This window comes from Roseovarius gaetbuli (assembly GCF_900172365.1).
Taxonomy (GTDB): Bacteria; Pseudomonadota; Alphaproteobacteria; order Rhodobacterales; family Rhodobacteraceae; genus Roseovarius; species Roseovarius gaetbuli.
This window is the reverse complement of sequence record NZ_FWFJ01000004.1, coordinates 88,118-110,600: the sequence shown is the minus strand read 5'-3', so window position 1 is coordinate 110,600 and position 22,483 is coordinate 88,118. Positions and strand designations below refer to the sequence as shown.

Sequence of the window (22,483 nt, the reverse complement as noted above, 5' to 3'; positions counted from 1 at the left end):
GGTAAAACTAGATAATTTCGGGTCGAAAGCAAGTTTATGCCGATCTTGCGTGCCGATCAGCCCAGACCTTGCGGTTCCAAGGAATGTGAAAGCCTCCTCCGGGGTTTGTAGCAGGCAGAAGAGGGATCTTTGGGATGCTTTTGACGGGCTCGGGTCGGGTTCCGATCAGCTTTTCCTGACAATCCCCGCGCAATATCCCGGACCTGCCGAGCTGATTTGAGGACCGCTTTTTGACCGTGAAATCACGTATGTCAGAGTAATGTGCAAAATAGCCAAATAATGCGCGTTAAGATTTCTACCCTTATGAACCTAATCAACTTTCAGGAGCGAGGATAAATCACCTCTAAGGGCGCCAGAGGGTCCCTCTGAGCGCCCTTGAGGGTAAACCACGCGAAGTGGTCCTCAGCCCGCAGGCGTGCCACCCTCGCCTATATCCCAGAATAGACCCGCCATAAGGCGCAGCGCGTCGCGACAGACCGGTTTGAGAACGTGCTCATCAGGGGCATGTTGCGAACAGCCGCGATAGGAATGCGGCACCCAGACCGTGGGCAGGCCAAGAATATCGGTGAAACAGTCATTGGGCAGCGACCCAGCCAGATTGGGCAGGATATGGGGCGCTTGCCCCGAGGTTTGTTCAAGCGAAGCGGCAACAAATTTGACCCAAGGGTGACCCGGATCAAGCCGCGTGGCGCGGAAAAACCCGCGATCATGCGGTTCAATGCGCACCATGTCAAAGCCATGCGTGTCAAGGTGACGGCGCAGGGCGGGCAGGATGTCTTCGGGTGTGGTGCCGACCACATAGCGCAACTGACAGGTGGCGCGGGCATGGGCGGAAATCGCGTTGACCGGGGCGTCGGGCACGCCGCTTTTCATCGCAAGGATGGCAAAGCTGTTCCAACCATAGGCGCGCTCGACCGGGGTCAGGCTTTCTTCGCCCCAATCAGGGTTGATCGCCGGGCCATCGCCGCCCTCGATCGGCAGGCCACGCAGAGCGGCGCGCACATCATCGGTCAGGCTATCGGGGCGCCATTCGGGGATCTGGATCTGGCCACGGGCATCGGTGATGCAAGACAGCGCCTGCGCCAGGATCATCGCCGGATCAGCGAGAAGGCCGCCCCAGTTGCCCGAGTGATGCGCGCCGTTCCGCAGATTGACGATCAGATCAAAGGTGACCCCGCCACGCGAGCCCATGAACATGGTCGGCGTTTCGGGTTGCAGGCGAGGGCCGTCAGAGGCGATCAGCACATCGGCGCTGAGCTGTTCCTTATGCGCGGCAAAGAATTCGGCAAGGCCGGGCGAGCCGGTTTCTTCGCCCGTTTCGATCACTATGCGACAATTGAAGCCAAGCGCGCCACGGGTTTTCAGAACCGCGTCGAGAGCGGCGATATTGATCAGGTGCTGGCCCTTGTTATCAGCGGTGCCGCGCCCGTAAAGGCGGTCGCCTTCCTCAATGACCTTGAAGGGATGCAGACCCGCGCGCCATTGATCGGTCTGGGCGCGGATCACGTCGCCATGGCCATAGCTAAGCACGGTCGGCAGGTCATCGCCCTCGTGCCGCTCGGCGATCAGGAAGGGGCCGGCATTGGCAACGGGGTTGGGATAGGTCTTGCAGGTGAATCCCATCGCCGTGAGGCGGGGCAGCATCGCCTGGTTCAGGTAGCGGGTCAGTTCAGGGGCCTGATCGGGATTTTGGCTTTCGGTCTCGTAAGTGACCAGCTCGGCAAGCTCTGACTGGAAGCGATTTTCGTCGAAATAGGCCGAAATAGTGTCGATTGCTGTGCTGCGGGTCATTGCGGTGTCTCTTGGTTTATGGCGTCGCCCCAAGGCGACATGATTTCGGTACAGCCCGAGTTGGCCGTGCCGAGCCGCATCACGCCGGCAGGGCAGGCGAAGGCATAGGGGAAGGGGCTTCGCCGGGTGGTGTGAACAGGGTGATCGGCGCGCAGGCGCTCGATAACCTCGGACGGCAGGGTGTCGTCGGCGACGATTGTATCGCCGCCCGAGACATCAATCCGGGGGTGGTGAAAGGCGTCGGAGATATCCATGTCGAAATCGGCGACAAAAGACGCCATTTGGGCCATGGCAGAGACTATTTTACGCCCACCTGAGGCGCCAAAGGCAAAGCGGGTCTCGCCCGTTTCGCCAAGGATCGGGCAGACATTCATCAGGCAGGCCTTGTTCGGGCCAAGCGAGTTGGGGCGCTCCTGAACTGGGTCAAACCACATGATGCCGTTGTTCATCAGGAAACCGGTAGAGGGAGAGACCACGCGAGAGCCGAAGATCGACAGAAGGGTCTGGGTTTGCGAGACCATGTTGCCGGCGCGATCCACCACTGAGAAATGCGTGGTGCAGCCGGGGGCATGCTCGGTTTCGCCGGTGTCGCCCATTTTGCCAAGACGGGCGGCATAGGCAGATTTCAGGCCCTCGGCATAGGCGGCGAAGGCCTCTGGCTTGGTGCGCATGTCGCGGGTTTCCATCAGGGCGAGAGCCTGTTGGAAGGTCGGCCCGGCGGTCAGGCCGGGGGGGACATGAAAGCGGGTTTTGCGATAGTCAAAGCTAAGCGGGTCGAGCATTTGGGCGCGGTAGGCGTGCAGGTCGTCGACCGTAAGGCAGCCGCCCTTGGCCTGAATGTCGCCGGCCATGGCGGCGCCGAGATCGCCGTCATAGAGCGTGCGCGCGCCGTGGCGGGCGATCTGGTCGAGGCTGTCGGCCATGCGGCTCTGATCCAGGCGTTTTTCGGCCAAAGCGGTCCAGCCGCTGATGGTCGGCCATTGTCCGTCCTCAAGAAATAGCGCGGCGGCGTCGCGGTCTTGGGCAAGCGCGCGGGTGCTTGAGGCGATGACGAGGGCGGCGTACCAGTCGACCAGCAGCCCCTGTTTGGCGAAGGCGATCGAGGGCGCGAGAAGATCGGCCCAGGGCAGGCGGCCAAAACGGTCGTGCATCTGGCCCATGCCATCGACAAGGCCGGGCACGGCGACGGCGGTGGCGCCTTGAACGTTGCGATCATCGAGCACCTCTTCCCAAGGAAAGAGATCACCGGCGATGCCCTTGCCGGTCAGCGGGTAATTGGCGGGATCAAGCGAGGCGGGCGAGCGCATGCCGTAGTTGAGGGCCTGCGCGGTGCCGGTTTCGGCGCGCCAGAGCATGAGGGCGCCACCACCGGCGGGACCACTCATCCAGGGCTCTAGCACACCGATGGCGAAGGACACGGCGACGGCGGCATCAACCGCATCGCCCCCGGCGGCCAGAACATCGGCCCCGGCCTGGGCGGCGAGGCGATGCTGGGCGGCGACGACGCCGTATTCGGTTTCAATGACGGTTTTGCGGGTGAGCATGCTGCGCGAGAGGTTGTCGGACATTTTTAGCCCTCCTTGCCTATGAACATCGGGCCGGTCGGGTCGTGCAGGTGGCATTCGACGTGACCCAAGGGCGTGGGAAGGGCGCGCGGGGCTGTGGCTTTGCAGAACTCGGTCGCCTTGGGGCAGCGCGGATGAAAATGACAGCCAGAGGGCGGATCAATCGGGTTGGGATAGGCCATGCCAAGTTGCGTATCGGGCACGCCAAGACCCGGTTCCGGCGTGAGGACGGATTTCAGAAGCGCCTGCGTATAGGGGTGGCGGGCGTGGTCGAACAAACCGCCTACCTCGGCCTCTTCGACGATGCGGCCAAGGTACATCACCGCGACGCGGGTCGCGAGGTGTTCGACCACCGCCAGATCGTGGCTGATGAAAAGATAGGTGAGACCGAATTCGCGGCGCAGGTCGCCCAAGAGGTTGAGAATCTGGCTTTGCACAGAGACATCAAGCGCCGAGGTGGGTTCGTCGCATATCACGATTTCGGGCTTCATGATCAGGGCACGGGCGATGGCGACACGCTGACGCTGACCGCCCGACATCTGGCTTGGGAAGGTGTTCATCACGCGGGCGGGAAGGCCGACGATATCGAGGATCTTGCGTACCTCTTTATCCCAGCTTGCCGCGTCGCCGATGCGATGCACCCGAAGCGGCAACGAAACGATGTCAAAGATGCTTTTGCGCGGGTTTAGAGACGAATAGGGGTCCTGAAAGATCGGCTGAATCCGGCGCGCTAGGGTCATGCGATCCTGTGCGCCAATTTCCTGCCCGTCGACCAGAACCTGACCCGCCGTTGGGCTTTCCAGACCAAGCAGAATCTTGGCGAGGGTGGATTTGCCACAGCCGGATTCACCGACAAGGCCAAGCACCTCGCCGCGCGGCAGGGAAATGGACACATCGTTGACCGCCGTCAGAGGGCGCGCCTTGCCAAAGAGGCCCTGTTTCACGCGGTATGTCTTGGTCACGCCGCGCAGTTCAAGAACGGGTGCGGCGGTTTCGGGTTTTGGCGATGTTGCGGTGGCGGGGGTCATGTGGTGGCCTCCTCTGCGTGAAGCTTGCCGTCGGCGTGGATGCAGCGAAAGGCATGGCCGCCGCTGGTATGGCGCGGGATATCGCCGCGGCATTCAAGCGTGGCATGCGGACAGCGGGTGCGGAATGCACAGCCCGTCACATCGCCGATCAGCGAGGGCACGATGCCGGGAATGGTGCCAAGGGTGCTTCCGCGTTCGGTCTTGCCGGGCAGCGGGATACAGCGCAAAAGCCCACGGGTGTAGGGATGCGAGGGGGTGTTGAACACCTCGGTCGCCGAGCCGGTTTCGACCAGCTCGCCGGCATACATCACCGCGACCTTATCGGCGACGCGGGCCACAACGCCAAGGTCATGGGTGATCAGGATCATCGCCATATTCATTTCGCGGCCAAGATCATAAAGCAGGCGCAGGATTTGGGCCTGAATAGTGACATCAAGCGCGGTTGTGGGCTCATCGGCGATGATCAGTTCGGGTTCGCACATCAGGGCCATGGCGATCATCACCCGCTGGCGAAGCCCGCCGGACAATTGGTGGGGATATTGCGAGAGACGGCTTGCGGCGGCGGTGATGCCGACCTTTTCCAAAAGCTCGATGGCACGGGCGCGCGCGGCCTCTTTTCCGACAGGTTTGTGCAGTAACAGAGCCTCAGTCAGCTGATCGCCGATGGTATAGGCCGGGTTGAGCGAGGTCATCGGTTCCTGAAAGATCATCGCCATGCGTGCGCCGCGCAACGATCTCATGGTGCGGGCGTTGGCGCGGGTCAGGTCGATGCCGTCAAACGTCATCTCATCGGCGCTGCGTTTGATGGTTTTGCCCAAAAGGCCCATCAACGCCAGCGAGGTGAGCGACTTGCCAGAGCCACTCTCACCGACGATACAGAGGGTCTCGCCGCGCTTGAGATCGAAATCGATGCCGCGCACGGCGTGGAGCGTGCCGCCGCCAACCGGGATATCAAGGGTCAGGTTGCGGACGCTCAGAAGGGGGTTATCCATGGCTCAGCTCCGGTTTTCGGGGGCGGTGACGTCGCGAAGACCGTCGCCCATGAGATTGATCGCCAGCACCAGAACAAACAGCACCGCGCCGGGGATAAGCACCATCCACGGCTCGAACAGCATCATGTTCTTGCCTTCCGAGACCATCAGGCCCCAGCTTGGGGTCGGGGGTTGCACCCCGAGGCCAAGGAAGGACAAGGCCGCCTCAAGCAGGATGGCGTGGGCCATTTCAAGGGTGACCACCACGATCAGGTTATTGGCGATATTGGGCATGATTTCCGACAGGATCACCCGCGGGGTCGAGGCGCCGATGGCACGGGCGGCGGCGACATATTCGCGGCCGCGGACCTGAAGCGTCGAGGCGCGCATGACCACGGCAAAGCGATCCCAGAGCAGGAAGCCAAGCACCATGATCACCACCTGAAGCGAGCCGCCGAGGATCGCCACCACGGCAAGCGCCACAAGCACCACCGGCATGGCGAGGCGTACGTTGATCAGGAAGGTCACCACCATATCGACGCGCCCGCCGAAATAACCCGCAGCGACGCCCATGGCGGTGCCAATCACGCCGGAAATCAGCGCGGCGATCACGCCGATCATCAAGGACACCCGCGCGCCATAGATCAGCCGGGAGAGGTAATCGCGCCCCAAGTGGTCGGTGCCAAGCGGATGCTCCCAATCGCCGCCAAGGAATACGGGGGGTTGCATGCGGGTCATCAGGCTCTGGGCATAGGGATCATGCGGGGCAAGCAGCGGCGCGAAGATCGCGACCAGCAGCAAGAGGCCCACCACAGAGGCGCCGATCAACAGGCCCTGGTGGCCAAAGACGCGTTTGCGCAGCATCTGGGAGGGGGTCGGTCCGATGATGTCCTTGAGGAGGGGATCGGGGGTATCGGTCATGGTCATCTCAACTGCTCCGCATGCGGGGGTCAAGCCAGGCGTTCAGCACATCGGCGAGAAAGGTGAAGACGATGTAGAACATCGAAAAGACGAGGATCAGGGCCTGAACCGTGGGCAGATCGTTGCGCGCGATGCTTTCCCAGGCGAGGTAGCCGGCGCCGTGCAGCGCGAAGATCGATTCAACCACGATCGAACCGCCGAGCATAAAGCCCATCTGCACCGCCGCCAGCGAGACCACCGGGATGATCGCGTTGCGCAGGGCGTGGCGGAAGAGAACGCGCATTTCGGGCGCGCCCTTGGCACGCGCGGTGCGGATATAATCCGACGAGAGTACGTCAAGCATGCCCGCCCGCGTGAGGCGCATGATCGCGGGCATGGCGTAATAGCCCAGGACAATCGTCGGCATGATGAAATGCGCCGGGGTCGAGGCGCCCGAGGGCGGGAGCCAGCCGAGCTTGATCGCGAAAAGCACGATCAGGATCAGGCCGAACCAGAAGCTTGGCATCGCTTGGCCCGCGACCGACAGGAACAGCGCCACGCGGTCGATGATCGAATTGGGCCTGATCGCGGCGGCGACGCCGAGGGGGACGGCGGTGAGCAGGGCGAAGGTGATGCCGCAGACTCCGAGGGTCATGGTCACGCCAAGGCGGTCGACGATCAGGGAGGCAACAGGAAGGCGGAAATAATAGCTTTCGCCGAAATCGCCGCGCAGGGCGGAAAACAGCCATTCGCCGTATTGCACCAGCATCGGGCGGTCAAAGCCGTAAAGGGTACGCAGGGCCTCGATATCTTCGCCGCTGGCGGTTTCACCGGCAAGCGCGACGGCGGGATCGCCGGCCATGAACAGCAGGCTAAAGCTTATGAATGACACGGTGAAGGCCACCAGAATGGCAAGGCCAAGGCGTTTCAGGATGAAATTGAGCACGGCGGCAGCCCCTTTGGTTGGCGCGGGCAGAAATGCGCGCGGGCGGCGGGATTTGGTGCCGTCATGGCACCCGGATCAAGGCAGGGTAGGGCGCGGGGGCAGGCATGCCGCCCCCGCAGAAGACCGGATCGCTTAGTTCCAGGTCATCGTGGTAAAGCGCAGCACCTCGTCGGCGGTGGGCGTATACTCTACCTCTTTGGTCGAGACATAGTTGGTGTTGTACGAGAACATCGGCGCCCAATAGGCCTGATCGGTGATTCGGGCGATGGCTTTGCCGTAATGCTCGATCCGGGTGGCATCGTCGGTCGCGCTATCGGCGATGGTGAGATCGGCGAGAACCTGATCGTCGCGCGCATCGTCAAGCGAACCGTGCTTGAAGAACTGGCTGACCATGGCCGAGGCATCGTTGATCGAGAAGCTGCCCCAGGTGAGGAAGGCAAGCGGCACGTCGCCGGTCATGTTAAGCTCGCGCAGGGCCGAATATTGCAGGTATTTGAAATCGGCCTTGATGCCTACGGCGTTGAGATAGCTCAGGATCGCCTCGGCGTATTCGCGGTTGCGATAGGCGTAGAACTCGGTGGTGAAGCCATCGGGATAACCGGCTTCGGCCAAAAGCGCCTTGGCCTTTTCGGGGTTGTATTCATACTCGGTCGCGGTGTCCTGAACACAGCCGAACTGGCTTGGGAAACAAGGGGTCCAGACCACTTTGGATTTGCCCTTGAGGAGCGCATCCACCAGCTCCTGACGGTTGATGGCGTGGTTCACGGCGCGGCGCACGCGCACATCGGTAAACGGCGTGTCACCGGACCGCCCGGCGGCATCCATCGAAAGGTAACCGACCCGCATGGTTGATTCGTTGGAGACGGTGAACTGATCCATCTGGGCGAGCTTTTCTGCCTGATCGGCGGGCACCTGCCAGATCAGATCAAGCGAGCCGCTGAACAGCTCGGCCATCTGGGTGTTCACATCCGGGATGGTGCGGATATCGACGTTGGTGATGCTGGCCTTGCCCTTGGGGCTGTCGTGATAGCCGTCGTTCTTTTGCAAAACGAAATGCTGGCCGGGAACGACCGACACCACCTTGTAGGGGCCGGTGCCGACGGGGTTGAGGCCCATGCCGCTCGGGCCGACTTCGGCGTAATATTCGTTGGGGTACATCGAGACCGGGCCGGACAGGAATTCGACCGCGGCGGGAAAGGCCTCTTTAAGGTGAATGCGCACGGTGTAATCGTCGATCTTCTCGGCGGATTTCATCCAGTTCACGTTGCGCTGAGTCTTGACGCCGTTTTCTTCCTTGGACACGAAATTGACGGTATAGACCACGTCATCGGCGTTGAACGCCTCGCCGTTGTGAAAGGTCACGCCCTCGCGCAGTTTGAATTCGAGGGTCACATCGTCGATCCATTCCCACGCGGTGGCCAGGTTGCCGGAATATTCGTTGGTGATCGGATCGCGATAGATCAGGCCATCCCAGATCGCGCGTTGCAGAACGACGCCTTCGCGCGAGGAATTGAAAAAGCTGTCGACGTTCTCAAGCTCTTTGGTAAAGCCGACGCGCAGGGTGTCATTTGCCTTTTCGGCCCATGCTCCGCCGCAGGCCGCGATCAGCGCGACACTGGCGATTGTGGTTTTGAACCAGGATTGTTTCATTGGAATCTCCCTTGTTGGTATGTCTTGTGGCGCGCGATTATGGCCCCGCGTCATTTTTTGGTCCTTGCTGCAAATATTACATTATGATACCAAGTGTTGCCATATGATCTATTAAGGCAATGACATTTGCATCCGTCAACCCACTGTATCGATGCGGACCCCGGATTTTGTGAGAGGCGCATGAAAACAAAGCAGAATACGCTTTTTGTCGGATCACTGGCCAAGGGGCTGCGGCTTTTGCGGGCGTTTGATGAAAGCCACAGCGAGTTGTCGCTATCGGAGCTGGCGGCGCGCACCGGGCTTGATAAAAGCGCCACGCAGCGCCTTGCCAACACGCTTTATGTCGAGGGGATGCTGGATAAAGACCCCGGCACGCGGCGGTTTCGCCCCTCGCATGCCTGGCTTGAAATGGCCTATGCCTATTACTGGTCCGATCCGCTTGTCGGGCAGGCGATGCCCAAGCTGATCAACCTCAGCCAGGAACTGGGAGAGACCGTCAACCTTGCGGAGATGTCCGGCGATCACATCATTTACGTCAGCCGTCTGCCGTGCAAGCGCACCTATTTCGCCGCGACGGTGATCGGGCGGCGGTTGCCGGCGCTGTCCACTTCGGCGGGGCGCGTGATGCTTGCGACCTATCCCGAGGACGAACGGCGCGCGGCAGTGAAGGATTGGCCGATCAAGGTTTTTACCCCGAGCACAACGTTGGATCGCGACAGGATCGCGAGCATGATCGAAGAGGCGGTGCATGATGGCTATGCGATCTCGCAGGGGCAGATGATCCTGAACGAGCTTGCCGTTGCCACGCCGATCATCGGCCCCGACGGGCGCGCCTTTGCGGCGGTGCAATGTTCGGTTTCGGCGCATACCTGGAGCAAGGAAAAGATCGTCGGCGAGATTTTGCCAAAGCTTCAGGATACCGCCAACGCGATTTCGCCCTTGTTCCAGTCGCAGCGCGCGCTTTAGGCGATAGGGCGGTAAGATTTCCGTGACGTTCTGGCGTTTAGAGTGTGAATTTCCGCAGGTCCTGCATATATTCAAGAAATGTAATACAGCCCCTGTCCGTGGACCGGGGCAGGTGAGGGGAAGGGAAAGAGACTATGACAGGCGTTGAAACGGCGTTTACGCCGCTTTTGTCACTGGTGGGCGGCATTCTTATCGGGGTGTCGGCGGTTTTGCTTATGCTGGCGCAGGGCCGGATCATGGGTGCGACGGGGATTTTGTCGGGGCTGATCACCGCGGGCACGGTGGGCGACAAGGGCTGGCGCGCGGCGATGGTCGCGGGGATGATAAGCGGGCCGCTGTTGATCTTTGCCCTGTCGGGTGAAATGCCGGTGGTTGAGGTGCCGGTGTCGATGCCGATGGTTTTGATCGGCGGCTTCATCGTCGGGATCGGCGTGACCTTTGGGTCTGGCTGTACCTCGGGGCACGGGGTCTGTGGGATGGCGCGTCTGTCCAAGCGGTCATTCGTGGCGACGGCGACCTTCATGGTGGTCTGTTTCGCGACGGTCTATGTCATTCGTCACGTGATTGGGGTGTAAGAGATGCGGTTGTTGTCTGGATATATCGTCGGGCTTGTATTTGGTCTTGGGATCGCGATTTCGGGGATGATCAACCCGGCTAAGGTGTTGAACTTTTTCGATCTGTTCGGCACCTGGGACCCGAGCCTTGTCTTCGTGATGGGCGGGGCCTTGGTGACGACGTTCATCGGCTATCGGATCGTCTGGCGCAGGCCCGCGCCGATGCTTGAGGGGGCGTTTCAATTGCCCACCAACACCAAGCTTGATGCGCGTCTTATCGGTGGCGCGGCGGTGTTCGGGCTTGGCTGGGGCATTGCCGGGTTTTGCCCCGGTGCGGCGCTTCCGGCGCTTGGCACCGGGCAGAGCGGCGTGTTCGCCTTTGTGGCCGCCTTGCTGGCGGGCATCTGGGTGGCGCGCGCGGTCCTGGCACGGCAGGGCTAGGGCCAAGGTCGGGGCAGGCTTTGGCGCGGATCAGGCGAATCCGGTTATCAATTGGCGCAACCCGATGGCGGCGCCGATGAAGATCGCGACAAAGGTGATTGGCGCGCTGAGCGCCAGCACCGAAAAGGCCGAGACGCCCTGGCCGATGGTACAGCCAAAGGCCAGCACCGCGCCAAAGCCCATGCAGACCGCGCCAAGGATCTGGCGGCGCAATTCGCGCGGGTCTTCGCAGGCCTCCCAGCGGAAATGGCCCTTGATCAGGCTGCCGCAGAAGGCGCCCGCCAAAACGCCAAAGACCGAGCCGACGCCAAAGCTCAGCCCGCCGCCGCTTGCGGTCATGAGGAACAGGATGGTTTCACCAAGCGGGGCCGAGAAGGTATGAGACTGGATCGGTTGGGGCGAAAATCCGTGGGTCGCGAGCCAAGTGCTTCCGGCCCAGCCAGAGGCAACCGCGACCCCGACGATCAGCGACCAGAACACCGCCTTGCGGTCCTGAAGGAACCTGCGCGAGCCGAGCGCCGCGAGGGCGATCAGGAGGGAGAGGGCAAGCCCGGCCGTGACCACCGAGAGGCCGGTCGCCTGGGACAGGAACTGGGCGTAGCTATCTGTCTCTAACTTTGGGGTTGTTGCCTCTGTTGCCGCAAGGCGCAGGCGCGCGAGCGGGCCGGACATCATCACATAGGCGGCGATGCCCATGACGATGACGATCACGAAAGACCGCAGGTCGCCGCCGCCAAAGCGCGCCAGGGCGCCAAAGCCGCAATTGCCCGCCAGTGACATGCCATAGCCAAACATCAGCCCGCCCAGAACCGTGATCAGCGGGGACCAGGGGGTGATGTAATAGATATTGCCCGCAAGATTGACGAGGCCAAGCCCGGCAAGGCCAAAGGTCAGCATCCCGGCCACGCCGATCGCCAGCACCCACATGCGCAGGCGGGTGTCGCTTTGCTGATAGAGGTAATCCTCGATCGCGCCGAGGGTGCAGAACCGGCCAAGCCGCGCCGCAAGCCCAAGCAATGCGCCACCGCCAAAGCCGATCAGGGCAATCAGCAGGGGTTCAGGAATGCCGTGTAGCATGCGAATCTCCGATTATCGTGGGCGGGATCAGGGCTGTTTGCAAAACAGATCATACACCATTTCGAGCATTTTGACCGCACGGCGATCTGTCAGGCTGTAATAAATCGCCTTGCCCTCGCGGCGCGGCGTCACAAGGCCCTCAACCCGCAGGCGCGAAAGCTGTTGCGACACGGCGGCCTGGCGGGCAGACAACAGCTCTTCGAGCTCGGTCACGGATTTCTCGCCGGTCGAGAGGTGACAGAGGATCATCAGTCTGCCTTCATGGCTAATGGCCTTGAGGAACTCGGCGGCATTATGGGCGCTTGCGAGCATGGCATCAAGCGATTGCGGGCTAAGGTCAGGCCCGCGCCGATTGTTGGGGGTCAGCATGGCGTGCTCATGGCTGGGCCGTTGCGCCAAAGGCCTCGGGGTGCGCCGCCAAAAGCTGTTCGACATGAAACCAGAAGAAATCTTCGCTGGCGTAGCCCTCGATACGTCCAAGTTCGACCCCGTCCTTGACCAGCACGAAAGTGGGGGTAAACACCGGCGGGCTTTTGAAGGTCACGTCCTCGGGAAGGTCGTGAATGTCGGCGCGGCGCAGCGGGGCAAGTTTGCCTTCGCGGGTCTTGGGATAGATATGCGCGATCTCGGTGTTCCAGCGTTCGCACCAGTGACAGCCCGCGCGCTCGACCATCACAAGATCGACCGCCCGCGCCACGCCGGGCAGGGCGAGTGCCAGCAGAATGAGGGTCGTGGCAAGCAATTGGCGCATGTGGGTTCCGATTGACGGGTACTCTAAAACATATGATAGTTTGAATGTGTTTGCCAAGCAAGCAGTCTGAGGGGCCCCCGATGTTTGACGTCTCGATTCTAAGTGCGTTTCTGGGCGGTCTGATCGTCTTTTTCTCGCCCTGCGTTTTGCCGATTGTGCCGTTTTACCTGAGCTATATGGCGGGGGCCTCGATTTCCGAGATAAGCGCCGAGGGCAAGCTTGCGCCCGGTGTGCGGCGCCGGGCCTTTGCGGCCTCGGTGATGTTCTCGGCGGGAATCATCACGGTGTTTGTCCTGCTCGGCGCGGCGGCCTTTGGGCTTAGCCAGGCGTTTCGCGGGTTTCAGACCGAGTTTCGGCTGTTTGCCGCGCTGGTGGTCTTGGTCATGGGACTGCATTTTCTTGGTGTGCTGCGGATCGGGTTTCTGAACCGGGTGTTCCAGATGGATGCGGGTGACACCAGGAACATGTCGGTACTGGGCGCCTATGTGGTGGGGTTCGCCTTTGCCGCCGGTTGGACGCCTTGCGTTGGCGGCGTTCTCACGGCGGTGGTGTTCACCGCGAGTTCCGAGGCGACAGCGCTTAAGGGGCTTGGCCTTTTGCTTGTGTTCGGCTTTGCGATGACGACGCCGTTCATGGTGGCTTCGTTGTTCATCGGTCCGTTTTTGCGGTTCGCGTCAAAGTTCCGGCGGCATCTGCCCAAGGTGGAAAAGGCGATGGGGCTTTTGATGCTGGTCTTTGCAGGGCTGATTGCCACCGATAGTGTGAATTACATTGCCCAATGGATGCTTGAGGCCTTTCCGGTATTCCAGAATATTTAAGCTGAGGAGGGAGCTATGAAACGGGTTCTTACGATGTTGGCGGCGCTTTGTCTGGCGGTGCCGGTGATGGCGGCCGAGCTTGGCGATGACGGGCTGCACAAGGCCGATTGGATGCGCGAGACCTTCAAGGATCTGCGCGAGGATCTGGACGAGGCCAACGCCGAAGGCAAGCGCCTCATGATCCTGATCGAGCAACGTGGCTGTATCTATTGCGAGCGGATGCACAGGGATGTTTTTCCGCTGCCGGTGATCGATAGCTATATCCGCGAGAATTTCTTTGTGGTGCAGCTTGACCTTTACGGCGCTGCCGAGCTGATCGACTTTGACGGCGAGGAATTGTCACAGCGCGATGCCATGCGCAAATGGGGAATGATGTTCACCCCATCGATTCTGTTCATGCCGCAAGAGGTGCCCGAGGGCAAAACCGCCGCGCAGGCGGCTGTGGCGGTGATGCCGGGCGCATTCGAGGCGGGCACCACGCTCGATCTGTTGACCTGGGTAAACGAAGAACGGTACGCACTTGATTCTGAAGAAGATTTTCAACGTTACCACGCCCGTCGGATCAGGGAACGCACGGTCGATCTGGGCGATTGAGGGGTCATTCAAATAGCTTTAAATTCAAAAAGACGAATTTATTGTTGTTTGGTCACGGAATTGTGTCCTATGATATACGGAAATCTGAATGTGTTGAGGGAGGATGCATGAAACGATCAATTATGACGATGGCGCTGGTCTTTACAGGCTTTGCGGTATCCGCCGCCGAGGTGGCCCCTTCGGATGTTAAATTCGAAGATGGCAGCGTAAGCCAATCCCTGTCCGGTGCACCCGGCGATGCGGTCGGCGGTCGCGAGGTGGTTGGCAACAAATCCCTGGGCAACTGTGTGGCCTGCCATCAGGTCAGCGACCTGAGCGATGTGCCGTTCCAGGGCGAGATCGGACCGTCGCTTGACGGGGTCGGCGAACGCTGGAGCGAAGAGGAACTGCGTGGCATCGTTGCCAACGCCAAGATGATGTTCCCCGACTCGATGATGCCGTCTTTCTACAAGACCGAAGGCTTTATCCGTCCGGGCAACGCCTATACCGGCGAGGCCCCCGACGACACGTTCGGCCCGCTTTTGTCGGCGCAGCAGATTGAAGACGTGGTTGCCTACCTGGTGACCCTTAAGGAATGACCGTCCCCTGCGGGATGAATGAGATCAGGAGTTTGACACAATGACACTGACCAGACGGAAAGTTATGGTTATGGGGGCAGGGGCGTTCGTGGCCTTTGGTCTGCCCCTGCGGGCCACGGCAGCCGCCGAGGACGCTATCGCGGCCTTCACCGGCGGCGCGGCGATTGGCGAGGGTGGCATCACCCTGACTGCGCCCGAGATCGCGGAAAACGGCAACACCGTTCCGATCGAAGTTTCGGCCCCCGGCGCAAGCCAGATCATGGTGCTGGCCACCGGCAACCCGACACCGGGCGTTGCGACCTTTGCCTTTGGCGCACTTGCGGCGTCGCAGGCGGCGTCGACACGCATCCGCCTTGCCGGCACGCAGGACGTGGTGGCGATTGCCAAGATGGCGGACGGCTCGTTCGTTCAGGCGTCGAGCAACGTCAAGGTCACAATCGGCGGCTGCGGCGGCTAAGGCATATCTCAAGGAGACACGACAATGGCACAAGACGTCAAACCCCGCGTCAAGGTTCCGAAATCTGCCGCTGCTGGCGATGCAGTGACGATCAAGACCCTGATCAACCACGCGATGGAATCCGGTCAGCGCAAAGACGCGGACGGCAACATTATCCCGCGCTCGATCATCAACCGCTTCACCTGTGAATTCAACGGTGAGAGCGTTCTTGATGTGAAGATGGAGCCCGCGATTTCCACCAACCCTTATTTCGAATTCGAGGCCACCGTGCCCGAGGCCGGTGAGTTCAAGTTCACCTGGTATGACGATGATGGCTCTGTCTACGAGGAAGCCAAGAAAATCGCGCTGAAATAAGGTCACTCGTCAGGGAGGGATGAGAATGAGAAAAACAAATCTTTGGACGGCTCTGATGAGCGTCGGCGTGATTGCGGCGGGATCGGCATTTGCCGATCCGGTCGAAGACACGCTGATCGTCAACGAAGAGATCGAGATGGTCACCCGCACGGCGGCCCCGGCGCATCTTTCGGATGCGATGGACGAGATCTATTCCGGCTGGCATTTCCGCGGCACAGAGACCCGCGCTATGCAGGCCGATGATTTCGACAATCCTGGCATGATCTTTGTCGAACAGGCACAAGAGACCTGGGAGACGGCGGATGGCAGTGAGGGCAAGTCTTGTTCAAGCTGTCACGGTGCCGCCGACGAAAGCATGAAGGGCGTGCGCGCGGTCTATCCCAAGTGGAACGAGGCCGCTGGCGAAGTTCGCACTCTGGAGATGCAGATCAACGATTGCCGTGAAAACCGCATGGGTGCCGAAAAGTGGAAGTACACTGGCGGGGACATGGTCAACATGACCGCGCTTCTGGCTTCGGTCTCGCGTGGCATGCCGGTGAATGTGGCGATCGACGGCCCAGTCCAGTCGACTTGGGAGCAGGGCAAAGAGCTCTACTATACCCGTACCGGTCAGCTTGAGTTGTCTTGTGCGAATTGCCACGAGAACAGCTATGGCAAGATGATCCGCGCGGATCACCTGAGCCAGGGCCAGATCAACGGCTTTCCGACCTATCGTCTCAAGAACACCAAGCTGAACGCGGTCCATGCGCGCTTCAAGGGCTGCGTGCGCGATACCCGCGCCGAGACCTTCAAGCCAGGCAGCCCCGAGTTCATCGCGCTTGAGCTTTATGTTGCTTCGCGCGGCAACGGTCTTTCGGTCGAAGGACCGTCGATCAGAAACTAAATCAAAAGGCCCCGCCTGGCGTTTCGTCGGGCGGGGTTTTCTTCAGTGGAAAACATTCAAAAAACCGCATGTAACCTATGCGGGATGTGGAAGGGTCCGATATGATCTCGCGGCGTGATTTTCTTCAGACGAGCATGGCGGCTTCGGCCATTCTGGGCGCGTCATCCTTTGGCCAGTGGTCGAGGGTTGCGGCGCAACAGGCGCTGACGCAGGATCAGCTCTTGCAGTTTGATACCTTTGGCAATGTGTCGCTGATCCATATCACCGACATTCACGCGCAGCTAAAGCCGATCTATTTCCGCGAGCCGTCGATCAATATCGGCGTGGGCGACAACAAGGGGCAGGTGCCGCATGTCACCGGCGCCGATTTCCGCAAGATGTATGGCATCGACGACGGTAGCCCCTCGCATTACGCACTGAGCTCGGGCGATTTTTCGGCGCTTGCGCAGGCCTATGGCCGGGTTGGCGGGCTTGACCGGGTGTCGACCGTGATCAACGCGATTCGCGCCGACCGCCCTGATGCGATCCTGCTGGATGGCGGCGACACATGGCACGGATCTTACACCTGTTACCAGACCGAAGGTCAGGACATGGTCAACGTGATGAACGCATTGAAGCCGGATGCGATGACCTTTCACTGGGAATTCACGCTCGGGTCAGAGCGCGTGCAGGAGATTGTCGAGGGATTGCCCTTTGCCGCCCTTGGCCAGAATATCTTTGACGCGGAATGGGACGAGCCGGTTGATATCTTCCCGCCTTACAAGTTCTTCGAGCGCGGCGGCGTCAATGTTGCCGTGATCGGTCAGGCTTTTCCTTACATGCCGATTGCCAATCCCGGCTGGATGTTCCCGGAATACAGCTTTGGTATCCGCGACGAGAACATGCAGGCGATGGTTGACGAAGTGCGCGCCAAGGGCGCCGAGTTGGTCGTCGTGCTCAGCCATAACGGTTTTGACGTCGACAAGAAGATGGCCGGTAAGGTCACCGGCATTGACGTCATCCTGTCGGGGCACACCCATGATGCCTTGCCCGAGCCGGTTTTGGTTGGCGAGACGATCATCGTCGCCAGCGGGTCGAACGGCAAATTCGTCAGCCGCGTCGATCTTGATGTGCGCGACGGCCGGATGATGGGCTTCCGCCACAAGCTTATCCCGATTTTCAGCGATGTGATCGAGCCGGACAAGGCGGTCACCGAGGTGATCGACGCACAGCGCGCGCCTTATATGGCAGAGCTGAGTGAGGTGATCGGCCAGAGCGAGAGCCTTTTGTACCGACGCGGCAACTTCAACGGCACCTGGGATGATCTTATCTGTGACGCCCTGATCAGCGAGCGCGAGGCCGATATCGCCATGTCGCCCGGTGTGCGGTGGGGGCCGTCGATCCTGCCGGGGCAGGATATCACCCGAGAGGATATTTGGAACGTGACCTCGATGACCTATGGCCGGGCGTATCGCACCGAAATGACCGGCGAGTTTATCCATGTCATCCTTGAGGATGTCGCGGACAACCTGTTCAATCCCGACCCCTATTACCAGCAGGGCGGCGATATGGTGCGGCTTGGCGGGCTTGGCTATCGGATTGATATCACCAAGCCGCAGGGCAGCCGGATCACCGATATGACCCTGTTGAAAACCGGCGAGGCGCTTGATGCCTCCAAGACCTATCAGGTCGCCGGCTGGGCCTCGGTCAACGAGGGCACCGAAGGGCCGCAGATCTGGGATGTCGTCGAAAGCCATATCCGCAAACAGGGCACTGTGCGCGTTGAACCCAATAACAGCGTCAAAGTGATTGGCGCGTGAAGTTCATGCTGAAAGGAGGCATTTAACATGTCCGAGACCTTCAAAGGCAAATCCACATCACGGCGCGGGTTTCTGCGCGGAGCGGCAGCGGCGGGGGCCGGTGCGCTTGCGGCGGGCGCGGCCAAGGCGGCAACGCCCGATCCGCTGATAGTCGAGCCACAGCCCTGGGCGCAGGGTCTTGGCGAAGGCGTTGACGTCACGCCCTATGGCCTGCCGATCCAGTTTGAAAACGACGTGGTGCGGCGCAATGTTGACTGGCTGACGGCGGATACGATCAGCTCGATCAACTTTACGCCGATCCATGCGCTTGACGGCACGATCACGCCGCAGGGCTGTGCGTTCGAGCGGCACCATTCCGGCGCGATCGAGCTTGCCAAGGACGATTATCGCCTGATGATCAACGGTCTTGTCGATACGCCGCTGGTCTTTACATACGCCGATCTTGAACGCTTTCCGCGCGAGAACCACGTCTATTTCTGTGAATGTGCGGCCAATACCGGGATGGAATGGGCCGGCGCACAGTTGAACGGCGCGCAGTTCACCCACGGCATGATCCACAACATGGAATATACCGGCGTGCCGCTGCGCACGATCCTGGAAGAGGCGGGCGTCAAGACCGAGGGTAAATGGGTTTACGTCGAGGGCGCCGATGCGTCGTCGAACGGGCGTTCGATCCCGATGGAAAAGGCGCTTGATGACGTGCTTGTCGCGTTCAAGGCCAATGGCGAGGCGTTGCGCAAGGAACACGGATATCCTGTGCGTCTTGTCGTGCCCGGTTGGGAAGGCAATATGTGGGTCAAATGGCTGCGCCGGATCGAGGTGACCGATGCCGCCGTGCAAAGCCGCGAAGAGACCAGCAAATACACCGATACATTGGAAGACGGCACCAGCCGCAAATGGACATGGGAGATGGATGCAAAATCTGTCGTGACATCGCCCAGCCCGCAAGCGCCCATCACTCACGGAACCGGGCCTTTGGTGATCTCCGGCCTGGCTTGGTCAGGTCGGGGAGCCATCACACGGGTGGACGTATCCAAGGACGGTGGCAAGACATGGGAAACCGCCCGCCTTGCCAAGCCCGGCGAGCGTATGGCGCTGACGCGGTTCTATCTTGATACCACGTGGGACGGGACAGAGATGCTGTTGCAGAGCCGCGCCATGGACGAGACCGGCTATGTTCAGCCGACCAAGACACAGCTGCGCGAAGTGCGTGGACTCAACTCAATCTATCACAACAATTGCATTCAGACGTGGTGGGTCAAGCCCAACGGGGAGGCAGAGAATGTCGAAGTTTCTTAAATTCACCCTTGCCGCCGGCTTTGCCATCAGCGCCACCGCCGTTTTTGCCGGGGACTTCGGCCTTGGCCGCCCCGCGCTGCCCGAGGAAATTGCCGCTTGGGATGTCAAGATCATGCCCGATGGGCGCGGTTTGCCCGAAGGCTCGGGCGATGTCTGGACCGGGGATGAGGTGTTCGCCGAGAATTGCGCCGTCTGTCACGGGGATTTCGCCGAAGGTGTCGGCAATTGGCCCAAGCTGGCCGGGGGCTGGGATACGCTTGACCACGAAGATCCGCTCAAGACGGTCGGGTCATACTGGCCCTATCTTTCGACGGTCTGGGATTACGTCAACCGCTCGATGCCGTTTGGCAATGCGCAGAGCCTGAGCAATGACGAGGTTTACGCCATCACGGCCTATATCCTTTATTCCAACAATCTCGTGGACGAGGATTTCACCCTGAGCCACGAGAACTTCGCCGAGGTCGAGATGCCCAATGCCGGGGGCTTTATCGTCGATGACCGCGCCGAAACCGAATATGCCAAGTGGACGGGCGAGCCTTGCATGGAAAACTGCAAGGATGAGGTCAAGATCACCATGCGCGCCCGCGTGCTTGACGTGACCCCGGATGTGGAAGAGGCGGAGGCCGCTGAGGCAGAGCCGGTTGCGGTTGCGGTTGCAGAACCGGAGCCCGCGCCGGAGCCCGAAGTTGCCGCCGTCGATCCGGCGTTGATTGAAGCCGGTGAAAAGGTGTTCAAGAAATGCAAGGCTTGCCATCAGGTTGGCGAAGGTGCCAAGGATCGGGCCGGGCCACAGCTTAACGGTGTCATGGGTCGTGCGGCCGGGTCTGTTGAAGGGTTCAAGTACTCAAAGGCGCTCATGGCCAGGGCCGACGAGGGGCTGGTGTGGAACGAAGAGACTATTTCGGCGTTCCTGGCCAATCCGCGCGGTTATATGAAAGGCACGAAAATGGGTTTTGCAGGGCTTAAATCCGAGGAAGATCAGGCCGCCATTGCCGCTTATCTGTCCAGCTTCGCCGACTAGGGGCTGATCATGCCCCAACGGTTTCTACCCTTCGTCCTTGCCGTGATTTTCGCGGCAGGGACAGCGCGGTCAGAGGCCATCGGTGACGCCGAGGCCGGGGCCGACGTTTTTGAAATGTGCAGCGGCTGTCATGAGATCGGCAAGGGCGCGCAAGACGCCATCGGGCCGCATCTTAACGGGTTGTTCGGACGGCCCGCCGCCGCGCACGACGGTTTTGCCTATTCCGCCTCGATGAAGCGCGCAGGCGTTGACGGGCTGGTCTGGGATTTGTCGCGGCTTGATGCCTATATAGCCAATCCGCGCGCATTGGTGTCGAAAACCCGGATGAGCTTTGGCGGGTTGGAGGATGCGCAAGAACGCGCCGATCTTCTCGCCTATCTGCGCCGGTTTTCCGACAATCCGCAGAATATCCCCGAGGCGGCGCCAACTGCGCGCGGCACGGATCATTCAGTTGCACCCGAAATTCTCGCGCTTCAGGGCGACCCGGAATATGGCGAATACCTAAGCAGCGAATGCGTGAGTTGTCATCAGATTGACGGCAGCGCCAACGGCATTCCGTCGATCACACATTGGCCAGAAGATGATTTCGTGGTTGCCATGCACGCCTATAAGGCGAAACTACGCTCGCATCCGGTGATGCAGATGATGGCGGGGCGGCTTTCAAACGAAGAGATTGCCGCGCTTGCAACGTATTTCGGGGCCCTCGATTGAATCGCAGGGTATTAGGGAGGAGACCAAGATGACATTGAACCGTCGAAAGTTTATCGGAACCGGAGCGGCTGCCGCTGCGGCGTTGTCGGCCCCTGCGGTTCTGGCCGACGGCCATGGTAAACCCCGCGTGGTGGTAATCGGCGGCGGGGCCGGGGGGGCCACGGTGGCGCGCTATCTCGCCAAAGATTCCAAGGGTGCGATCGACGTTACCCTTGTCGAGCCGTCGCGCAGCTATTTCACCTGTTTCTTTTCCAACCTCTATATCGCCGGGTTCACCGATCTTGAGGATATCTCGCATACCTATGGCACGCTGGCGGCCAAATACGGGATCAACGTGGTGCATGACTGGGCGATTGACGTGGATCGCGCGGCCAAGACCGTGACCCTCGCGGGGGGTGCGCAATTGTCTTATGACAAGCTTATCCTCAGCCCCGGCATTGATTTCGTCGAGGATGCCGTTCCGGGGTGGAGTGTGGCCGCGCAAAACGCCATGCCGCATGCCTATAAGGCCGGATCGCAGAGCGAATTGCTCAAGGCGCAGGTCATGGCGATGCCCGAGGGCGGCACCTTTGCTCTTGTCGCGCCGCCCAACCCCTATCGCTGTCCGCCGGGCCCTTACGAGCGGGTGTCGATGGTGGCGCATGTTCTCAAGCAGATCAACCCGAGCGCCAAAATTCTCGTGATCGACCCGAAGGAAAAGTTCTCCAAGCAGGGGCTGTTCGAGGAAGGCTGGCAAAGTCACTATACCGGCATGATCGAGCGGATCGGCCCGGATTTTGGCGGCACCAACGTGTCGGTCAATCCCGATGACATGACGATTGACATCGACGGGATGGTCGAAAAGGTTGACGTCTGCAACGTTATCCCGGCGCAAAAGGCCGGGCGGATTGCCGACATCGCCGGTGTCACCGATGGCAATTGGGTGCCGGTCAATGCCGCCGATCTGTCGAGCAAGGTTGACCCGGATGTGCATGTGCTTGGCGATGCGGCCGCGCAGGGCGACATGCCGAAATCGGGCTTTGCCGCCAACAGCCAGGCCAAGGTTTGTGCCATGGCGGTGCGCGGTGCGCTGACCGGGTCCAAGGTGTTCCCGGCCAAGTTTACCAATACCTGCTGGTCGCTGATTGATTCCGATGATGGGGTCAAGGTGGGCGCCACCTATGAGGCGACGGCCGACAAGATCGCCAAGGTCGACGGGTTCATTTCACAAACCGGCGAGGATGCCGCGACGCGCAAGGCAACCTATCAGGAATCGATCGGCTGGTATGCAGGCATCACCGCCGACATGTTCGGCTAGGCGCCTGTGGGCGCCGATTTTCACCCAAGGAG

Annotated in this window: 24 protein-coding genes; 14 read left to right on the top strand and 10 right to left on the bottom strand. The window is 60.6% G+C overall.

The genetic code is table 11. The features are described 5' to 3' along the window. Positions 1-402: 402 nt before the first annotated feature. The 7 genes from ROG8370_RS03690 to ROG8370_RS03660 all read right to left on the bottom strand — a co-directional run bounded on the left by ROG8370_RS03690 (position 403) and on the right by ROG8370_RS03660 (position 8,851). A complete protein-coding gene (locus ROG8370_RS03690) occupies positions 403-1,791 on the bottom strand; it encodes a M20 family metallopeptidase (RefSeq protein WP_085825727.1) in 1,389 nt (462 codons plus the stop codon). Beyond that, a complete protein-coding gene (locus tag ROG8370_RS03685) occupies positions 1,788-3,359 on the bottom strand; it encodes a gamma-glutamyltransferase (protein WP_085825726.1) in 1,572 nt (523 codons plus the stop codon). The genes ROG8370_RS03690 and ROG8370_RS03685 overlap by 4 nt, the downstream gene beginning before the upstream one ends. A 2-nt stretch (positions 3,360-3,361) precedes the next feature. Beyond that, the gene (locus ROG8370_RS03680; protein WP_085825725.1) at positions 3,362-4,384 is read right to left on the bottom strand and encodes an ABC transporter ATP-binding protein; all 1,023 of its coding nucleotides are present in this window, start codon (positions 4,382-4,384) and stop codon (positions 3,362-3,364) included. Next, a complete protein-coding gene (locus ROG8370_RS03675; RefSeq protein WP_085825724.1) occupies positions 4,381-5,376 on the bottom strand; it encodes an ABC transporter ATP-binding protein in 996 nt (331 codons plus the stop codon). The genes ROG8370_RS03680 and ROG8370_RS03675 overlap by 4 nt, the downstream gene beginning before the upstream one ends. Positions 5,377-5,379: 3 nt before the next feature. Continuing rightward, positions 5,380-6,276, bottom strand: coding sequence for an ABC transporter permease (locus tag ROG8370_RS03670; protein ID WP_085825770.1), 897 nt, complete (start codon positions 6,274-6,276; stop codon positions 5,380-5,382). Positions 6,277-6,283: 7 nt separating this feature from the next. Further along, positions 6,284-7,201 (bottom strand): ABC transporter permease, encoded by a 918-nt coding sequence (locus tag ROG8370_RS03665; protein ID WP_085825723.1) that lies wholly within the window; start codon positions 7,199-7,201, stop codon positions 6,284-6,286. Positions 7,202-7,333: 132 nt separating this feature from the next. Continuing rightward, positions 7,334-8,851: an ABC transporter substrate-binding protein gene (locus tag ROG8370_RS03660; protein ID WP_085825722.1), complete on the bottom strand. Its 1,518-nt coding sequence runs from the start codon at positions 8,849-8,851 to the stop codon at positions 7,334-7,336. 180 nt (positions 8,852-9,031) lie between these two features. Between ROG8370_RS03660 and ROG8370_RS03655 the strand changes: the two genes are divergently transcribed. The 3 genes from ROG8370_RS03655 (at position 9,032) to ROG8370_RS03645 (ending at position 10,812) form a co-directional block, all read left to right on the top strand. After that, the gene (locus ROG8370_RS03655) at positions 9,032-9,817 is read left to right on the top strand and encodes an IclR family transcriptional regulator (RefSeq protein ID WP_085825721.1); all 786 of its coding nucleotides are present in this window, start codon (positions 9,032-9,034) and stop codon (positions 9,815-9,817) included. Between the two features lie 134 nt (positions 9,818-9,951). Continuing rightward, entirely contained in the window at positions 9,952-10,392 is a 441-nt protein-coding gene (locus tag ROG8370_RS03650) for a YeeE/YedE family protein (RefSeq protein WP_085825720.1), read from the top strand. Positions 10,393-10,395: 3 nt separating this feature from the next. Continuing rightward, positions 10,396-10,812: a DUF6691 family protein gene (locus ROG8370_RS03645; RefSeq protein WP_085825719.1), complete on the top strand. Its 417-nt coding sequence runs from the start codon at positions 10,396-10,398 to the stop codon at positions 10,810-10,812. A 30-nt stretch (positions 10,813-10,842) separates the two neighbouring features. On the opposite strand, the gene ROG8370_RS03640 is transcribed toward ROG8370_RS03645, so the two are convergent. From ROG8370_RS03640 to ROG8370_RS03630, 3 genes are read right to left on the bottom strand one after another with little or no spacing between them, the layout of a single operon-like run. Beyond that, positions 10,843-11,889 (bottom strand): YeeE/YedE family protein, encoded by a 1,047-nt coding sequence (locus ROG8370_RS03640; RefSeq protein ID WP_085825718.1) that lies wholly within the window; start codon positions 11,887-11,889, stop codon positions 10,843-10,845. 27 nt (positions 11,890-11,916) lie between these two features. Then, positions 11,917-12,258, bottom strand: coding sequence for an ArsR/SmtB family transcription factor (locus tag ROG8370_RS03635; RefSeq protein ID WP_085825717.1), 342 nt, complete (start codon positions 12,256-12,258; stop codon positions 11,917-11,919). 7 nt (positions 12,259-12,265) lie between these two features. Further along, a complete protein-coding gene (locus ROG8370_RS03630; RefSeq protein ID WP_085825716.1) occupies positions 12,266-12,640 on the bottom strand; it encodes a hypothetical protein in 375 nt (124 codons plus the stop codon). Between the two features lie 80 nt (positions 12,641-12,720). Between ROG8370_RS03630 and ROG8370_RS03625 the strand changes: the two genes are divergently transcribed. The 11 genes from ROG8370_RS03625 (at position 12,721) to ROG8370_RS03575 (ending at position 22,451) form a co-directional block, all read left to right on the top strand. Beyond that, a complete protein-coding gene (locus ROG8370_RS03625) occupies positions 12,721-13,458 on the top strand; it encodes a cytochrome c biogenesis CcdA family protein (RefSeq protein ID WP_085825715.1) in 738 nt (245 codons plus the stop codon). 15 nt (positions 13,459-13,473) lie between these two features. Continuing rightward, a complete protein-coding gene (locus ROG8370_RS03620) occupies positions 13,474-14,052 on the top strand; it encodes a thioredoxin family protein (protein ID WP_085825714.1) in 579 nt (192 codons plus the stop codon). Positions 14,053-14,159: 107 nt separating this feature from the next. Continuing rightward, a complete protein-coding gene (gene soxX / locus ROG8370_RS03615) occupies positions 14,160-14,630 on the top strand; it encodes a sulfur oxidation c-type cytochrome SoxX (RefSeq protein WP_085825713.1) in 471 nt (156 codons plus the stop codon). A 40-nt stretch (positions 14,631-14,670) separates the two neighbouring features. Next, entirely contained in the window at positions 14,671-15,087 is a 417-nt protein-coding gene (gene soxY, locus ROG8370_RS03610) for a thiosulfate oxidation carrier protein SoxY (RefSeq protein WP_085825712.1), read from the top strand. 24 nt (positions 15,088-15,111) lie between these two features. Next, positions 15,112-15,441 (top strand): thiosulfate oxidation carrier complex protein SoxZ, encoded by a 330-nt coding sequence (soxZ, locus tag ROG8370_RS03605; protein ID WP_085825711.1) that lies wholly within the window; start codon positions 15,112-15,114, stop codon positions 15,439-15,441. 25 nt (positions 15,442-15,466) lie between these two features. After that, complete coding sequence (gene soxA / locus ROG8370_RS03600; RefSeq protein ID WP_085825710.1) at positions 15,467-16,324, top strand: sulfur oxidation c-type cytochrome SoxA; 858 nt, start codon at positions 15,467-15,469, stop codon at positions 16,322-16,324. Positions 16,325-16,425: 101 nt separating this feature from the next. Then, positions 16,426-18,123, top strand: a complete 1,698-nt coding sequence (gene soxB, locus ROG8370_RS03595; RefSeq protein ID WP_085825769.1) for a thiosulfohydrolase SoxB — start codon at positions 16,426-16,428, stop codon at positions 18,121-18,123. Between the two features lie 27 nt (positions 18,124-18,150). Next, the gene (gene soxC, locus ROG8370_RS03590) at positions 18,151-19,422 is read left to right on the top strand and encodes a sulfite dehydrogenase (RefSeq protein WP_085825709.1); all 1,272 of its coding nucleotides are present in this window, start codon (positions 18,151-18,153) and stop codon (positions 19,420-19,422) included. Continuing rightward, on the top strand, positions 19,406-20,443 hold the full coding sequence (locus tag ROG8370_RS03585) for a c-type cytochrome (RefSeq protein WP_085825708.1): 1,038 nt from the start codon (positions 19,406-19,408) through the stop codon (positions 20,441-20,443). Before soxC ends, ROG8370_RS03585 begins: the two co-directional genes overlap by 17 nt. 9 nt (positions 20,444-20,452) lie before the next feature. Next, on the top strand, positions 20,453-21,154 hold the full coding sequence (locus ROG8370_RS03580; RefSeq protein ID WP_085825707.1) for a c-type cytochrome: 702 nt from the start codon (positions 20,453-20,455) through the stop codon (positions 21,152-21,154). A gap of 28 nt (positions 21,155-21,182) precedes the next feature. Further along, a complete protein-coding gene (locus ROG8370_RS03575) occupies positions 21,183-22,451 on the top strand; it encodes an NAD(P)/FAD-dependent oxidoreductase (RefSeq protein ID WP_085825706.1) in 1,269 nt (422 codons plus the stop codon). Positions 22,452-22,483: the final 32 nt, after the last annotated feature.

Bases quoted from the DNA above. Each gene is read 5' to 3' on its own strand.
- ROG8370_RS03690 (WP_085825727.1), bottom strand. From the start codon at position 1,791: ATGACCCGCAGCACAGCAATCGACACTATTTCGGCCTATTTCGACGAA.
- ROG8370_RS03685 (WP_085825726.1), bottom strand. From the start codon at position 3,359: ATGTCCGACAACCTCTCGCGCAGCATGCTCACCCGCAAAACCGTCATT.
- ROG8370_RS03680 (WP_085825725.1), bottom strand. From the start codon at position 4,384: ATGACCCCCGCCACCGCAACATCGCCAAAACCCGAAACCGCCGCACCC.
- ROG8370_RS03675 (WP_085825724.1), bottom strand. From the start codon at position 5,376: ATGGATAACCCCCTTCTGAGCGTCCGCAACCTGACCCTTGATATCCCG.
- ROG8370_RS03670 (WP_085825770.1), bottom strand. From the start codon at position 6,276: ATGACCGATACCCCCGATCCCCTCCTCAAGGACATCATCGGACCGACC.
- ROG8370_RS03660 (WP_085825722.1), bottom strand. From the start codon at position 8,851: ATGAAACAATCCTGGTTCAAAACCACAATCGCCAGTGTCGCGCTGATC.
- ROG8370_RS03655 (WP_085825721.1), top strand. From the start codon at position 9,032: ATGAAAACAAAGCAGAATACGCTTTTTGTCGGATCACTGGCCAAGGGG.
- ROG8370_RS03650 (WP_085825720.1), top strand. From the start codon at position 9,952: ATGACAGGCGTTGAAACGGCGTTTACGCCGCTTTTGTCACTGGTGGGC.
- ROG8370_RS03645 (WP_085825719.1), top strand. From the start codon at position 10,396: ATGCGGTTGTTGTCTGGATATATCGTCGGGCTTGTATTTGGTCTTGGG.
- ROG8370_RS03640 (WP_085825718.1), bottom strand. From the start codon at position 11,889: ATGCTACACGGCATTCCTGAACCCCTGCTGATTGCCCTGATCGGCTTT.
- ROG8370_RS03635 (WP_085825717.1), bottom strand. From the start codon at position 12,258: ATGCTGACCCCCAACAATCGGCGCGGGCCTGACCTTAGCCCGCAATCG.
- ROG8370_RS03630 (WP_085825716.1), bottom strand. From the start codon at position 12,640: ATGCGCCAATTGCTTGCCACGACCCTCATTCTGCTGGCACTCGCCCTG.
- ROG8370_RS03625 (WP_085825715.1), top strand. From the start codon at position 12,721: ATGTTTGACGTCTCGATTCTAAGTGCGTTTCTGGGCGGTCTGATCGTC.
- ROG8370_RS03620 (WP_085825714.1), top strand. From the start codon at position 13,474: ATGAAACGGGTTCTTACGATGTTGGCGGCGCTTTGTCTGGCGGTGCCG.
- soxX (WP_085825713.1), top strand. From the start codon at position 14,160: ATGAAACGATCAATTATGACGATGGCGCTGGTCTTTACAGGCTTTGCG.
- soxY (WP_085825712.1), top strand. From the start codon at position 14,671: ATGACACTGACCAGACGGAAAGTTATGGTTATGGGGGCAGGGGCGTTC.
- soxZ (WP_085825711.1), top strand. From the start codon at position 15,112: ATGGCACAAGACGTCAAACCCCGCGTCAAGGTTCCGAAATCTGCCGCT.
- soxA (WP_085825710.1), top strand. From the start codon at position 15,467: ATGAGAAAAACAAATCTTTGGACGGCTCTGATGAGCGTCGGCGTGATT.
- soxB (WP_085825769.1), top strand. From the start codon at position 16,426: ATGATCTCGCGGCGTGATTTTCTTCAGACGAGCATGGCGGCTTCGGCC.
- soxC (WP_085825709.1), top strand. From the start codon at position 18,151: ATGTCCGAGACCTTCAAAGGCAAATCCACATCACGGCGCGGGTTTCTG.
- ROG8370_RS03585 (WP_085825708.1), top strand. From the start codon at position 19,406: ATGTCGAAGTTTCTTAAATTCACCCTTGCCGCCGGCTTTGCCATCAGC.
- ROG8370_RS03580 (WP_085825707.1), top strand. From the start codon at position 20,453: ATGCCCCAACGGTTTCTACCCTTCGTCCTTGCCGTGATTTTCGCGGCA.
- ROG8370_RS03575 (WP_085825706.1), top strand. From the start codon at position 21,183: ATGACATTGAACCGTCGAAAGTTTATCGGAACCGGAGCGGCTGCCGCT.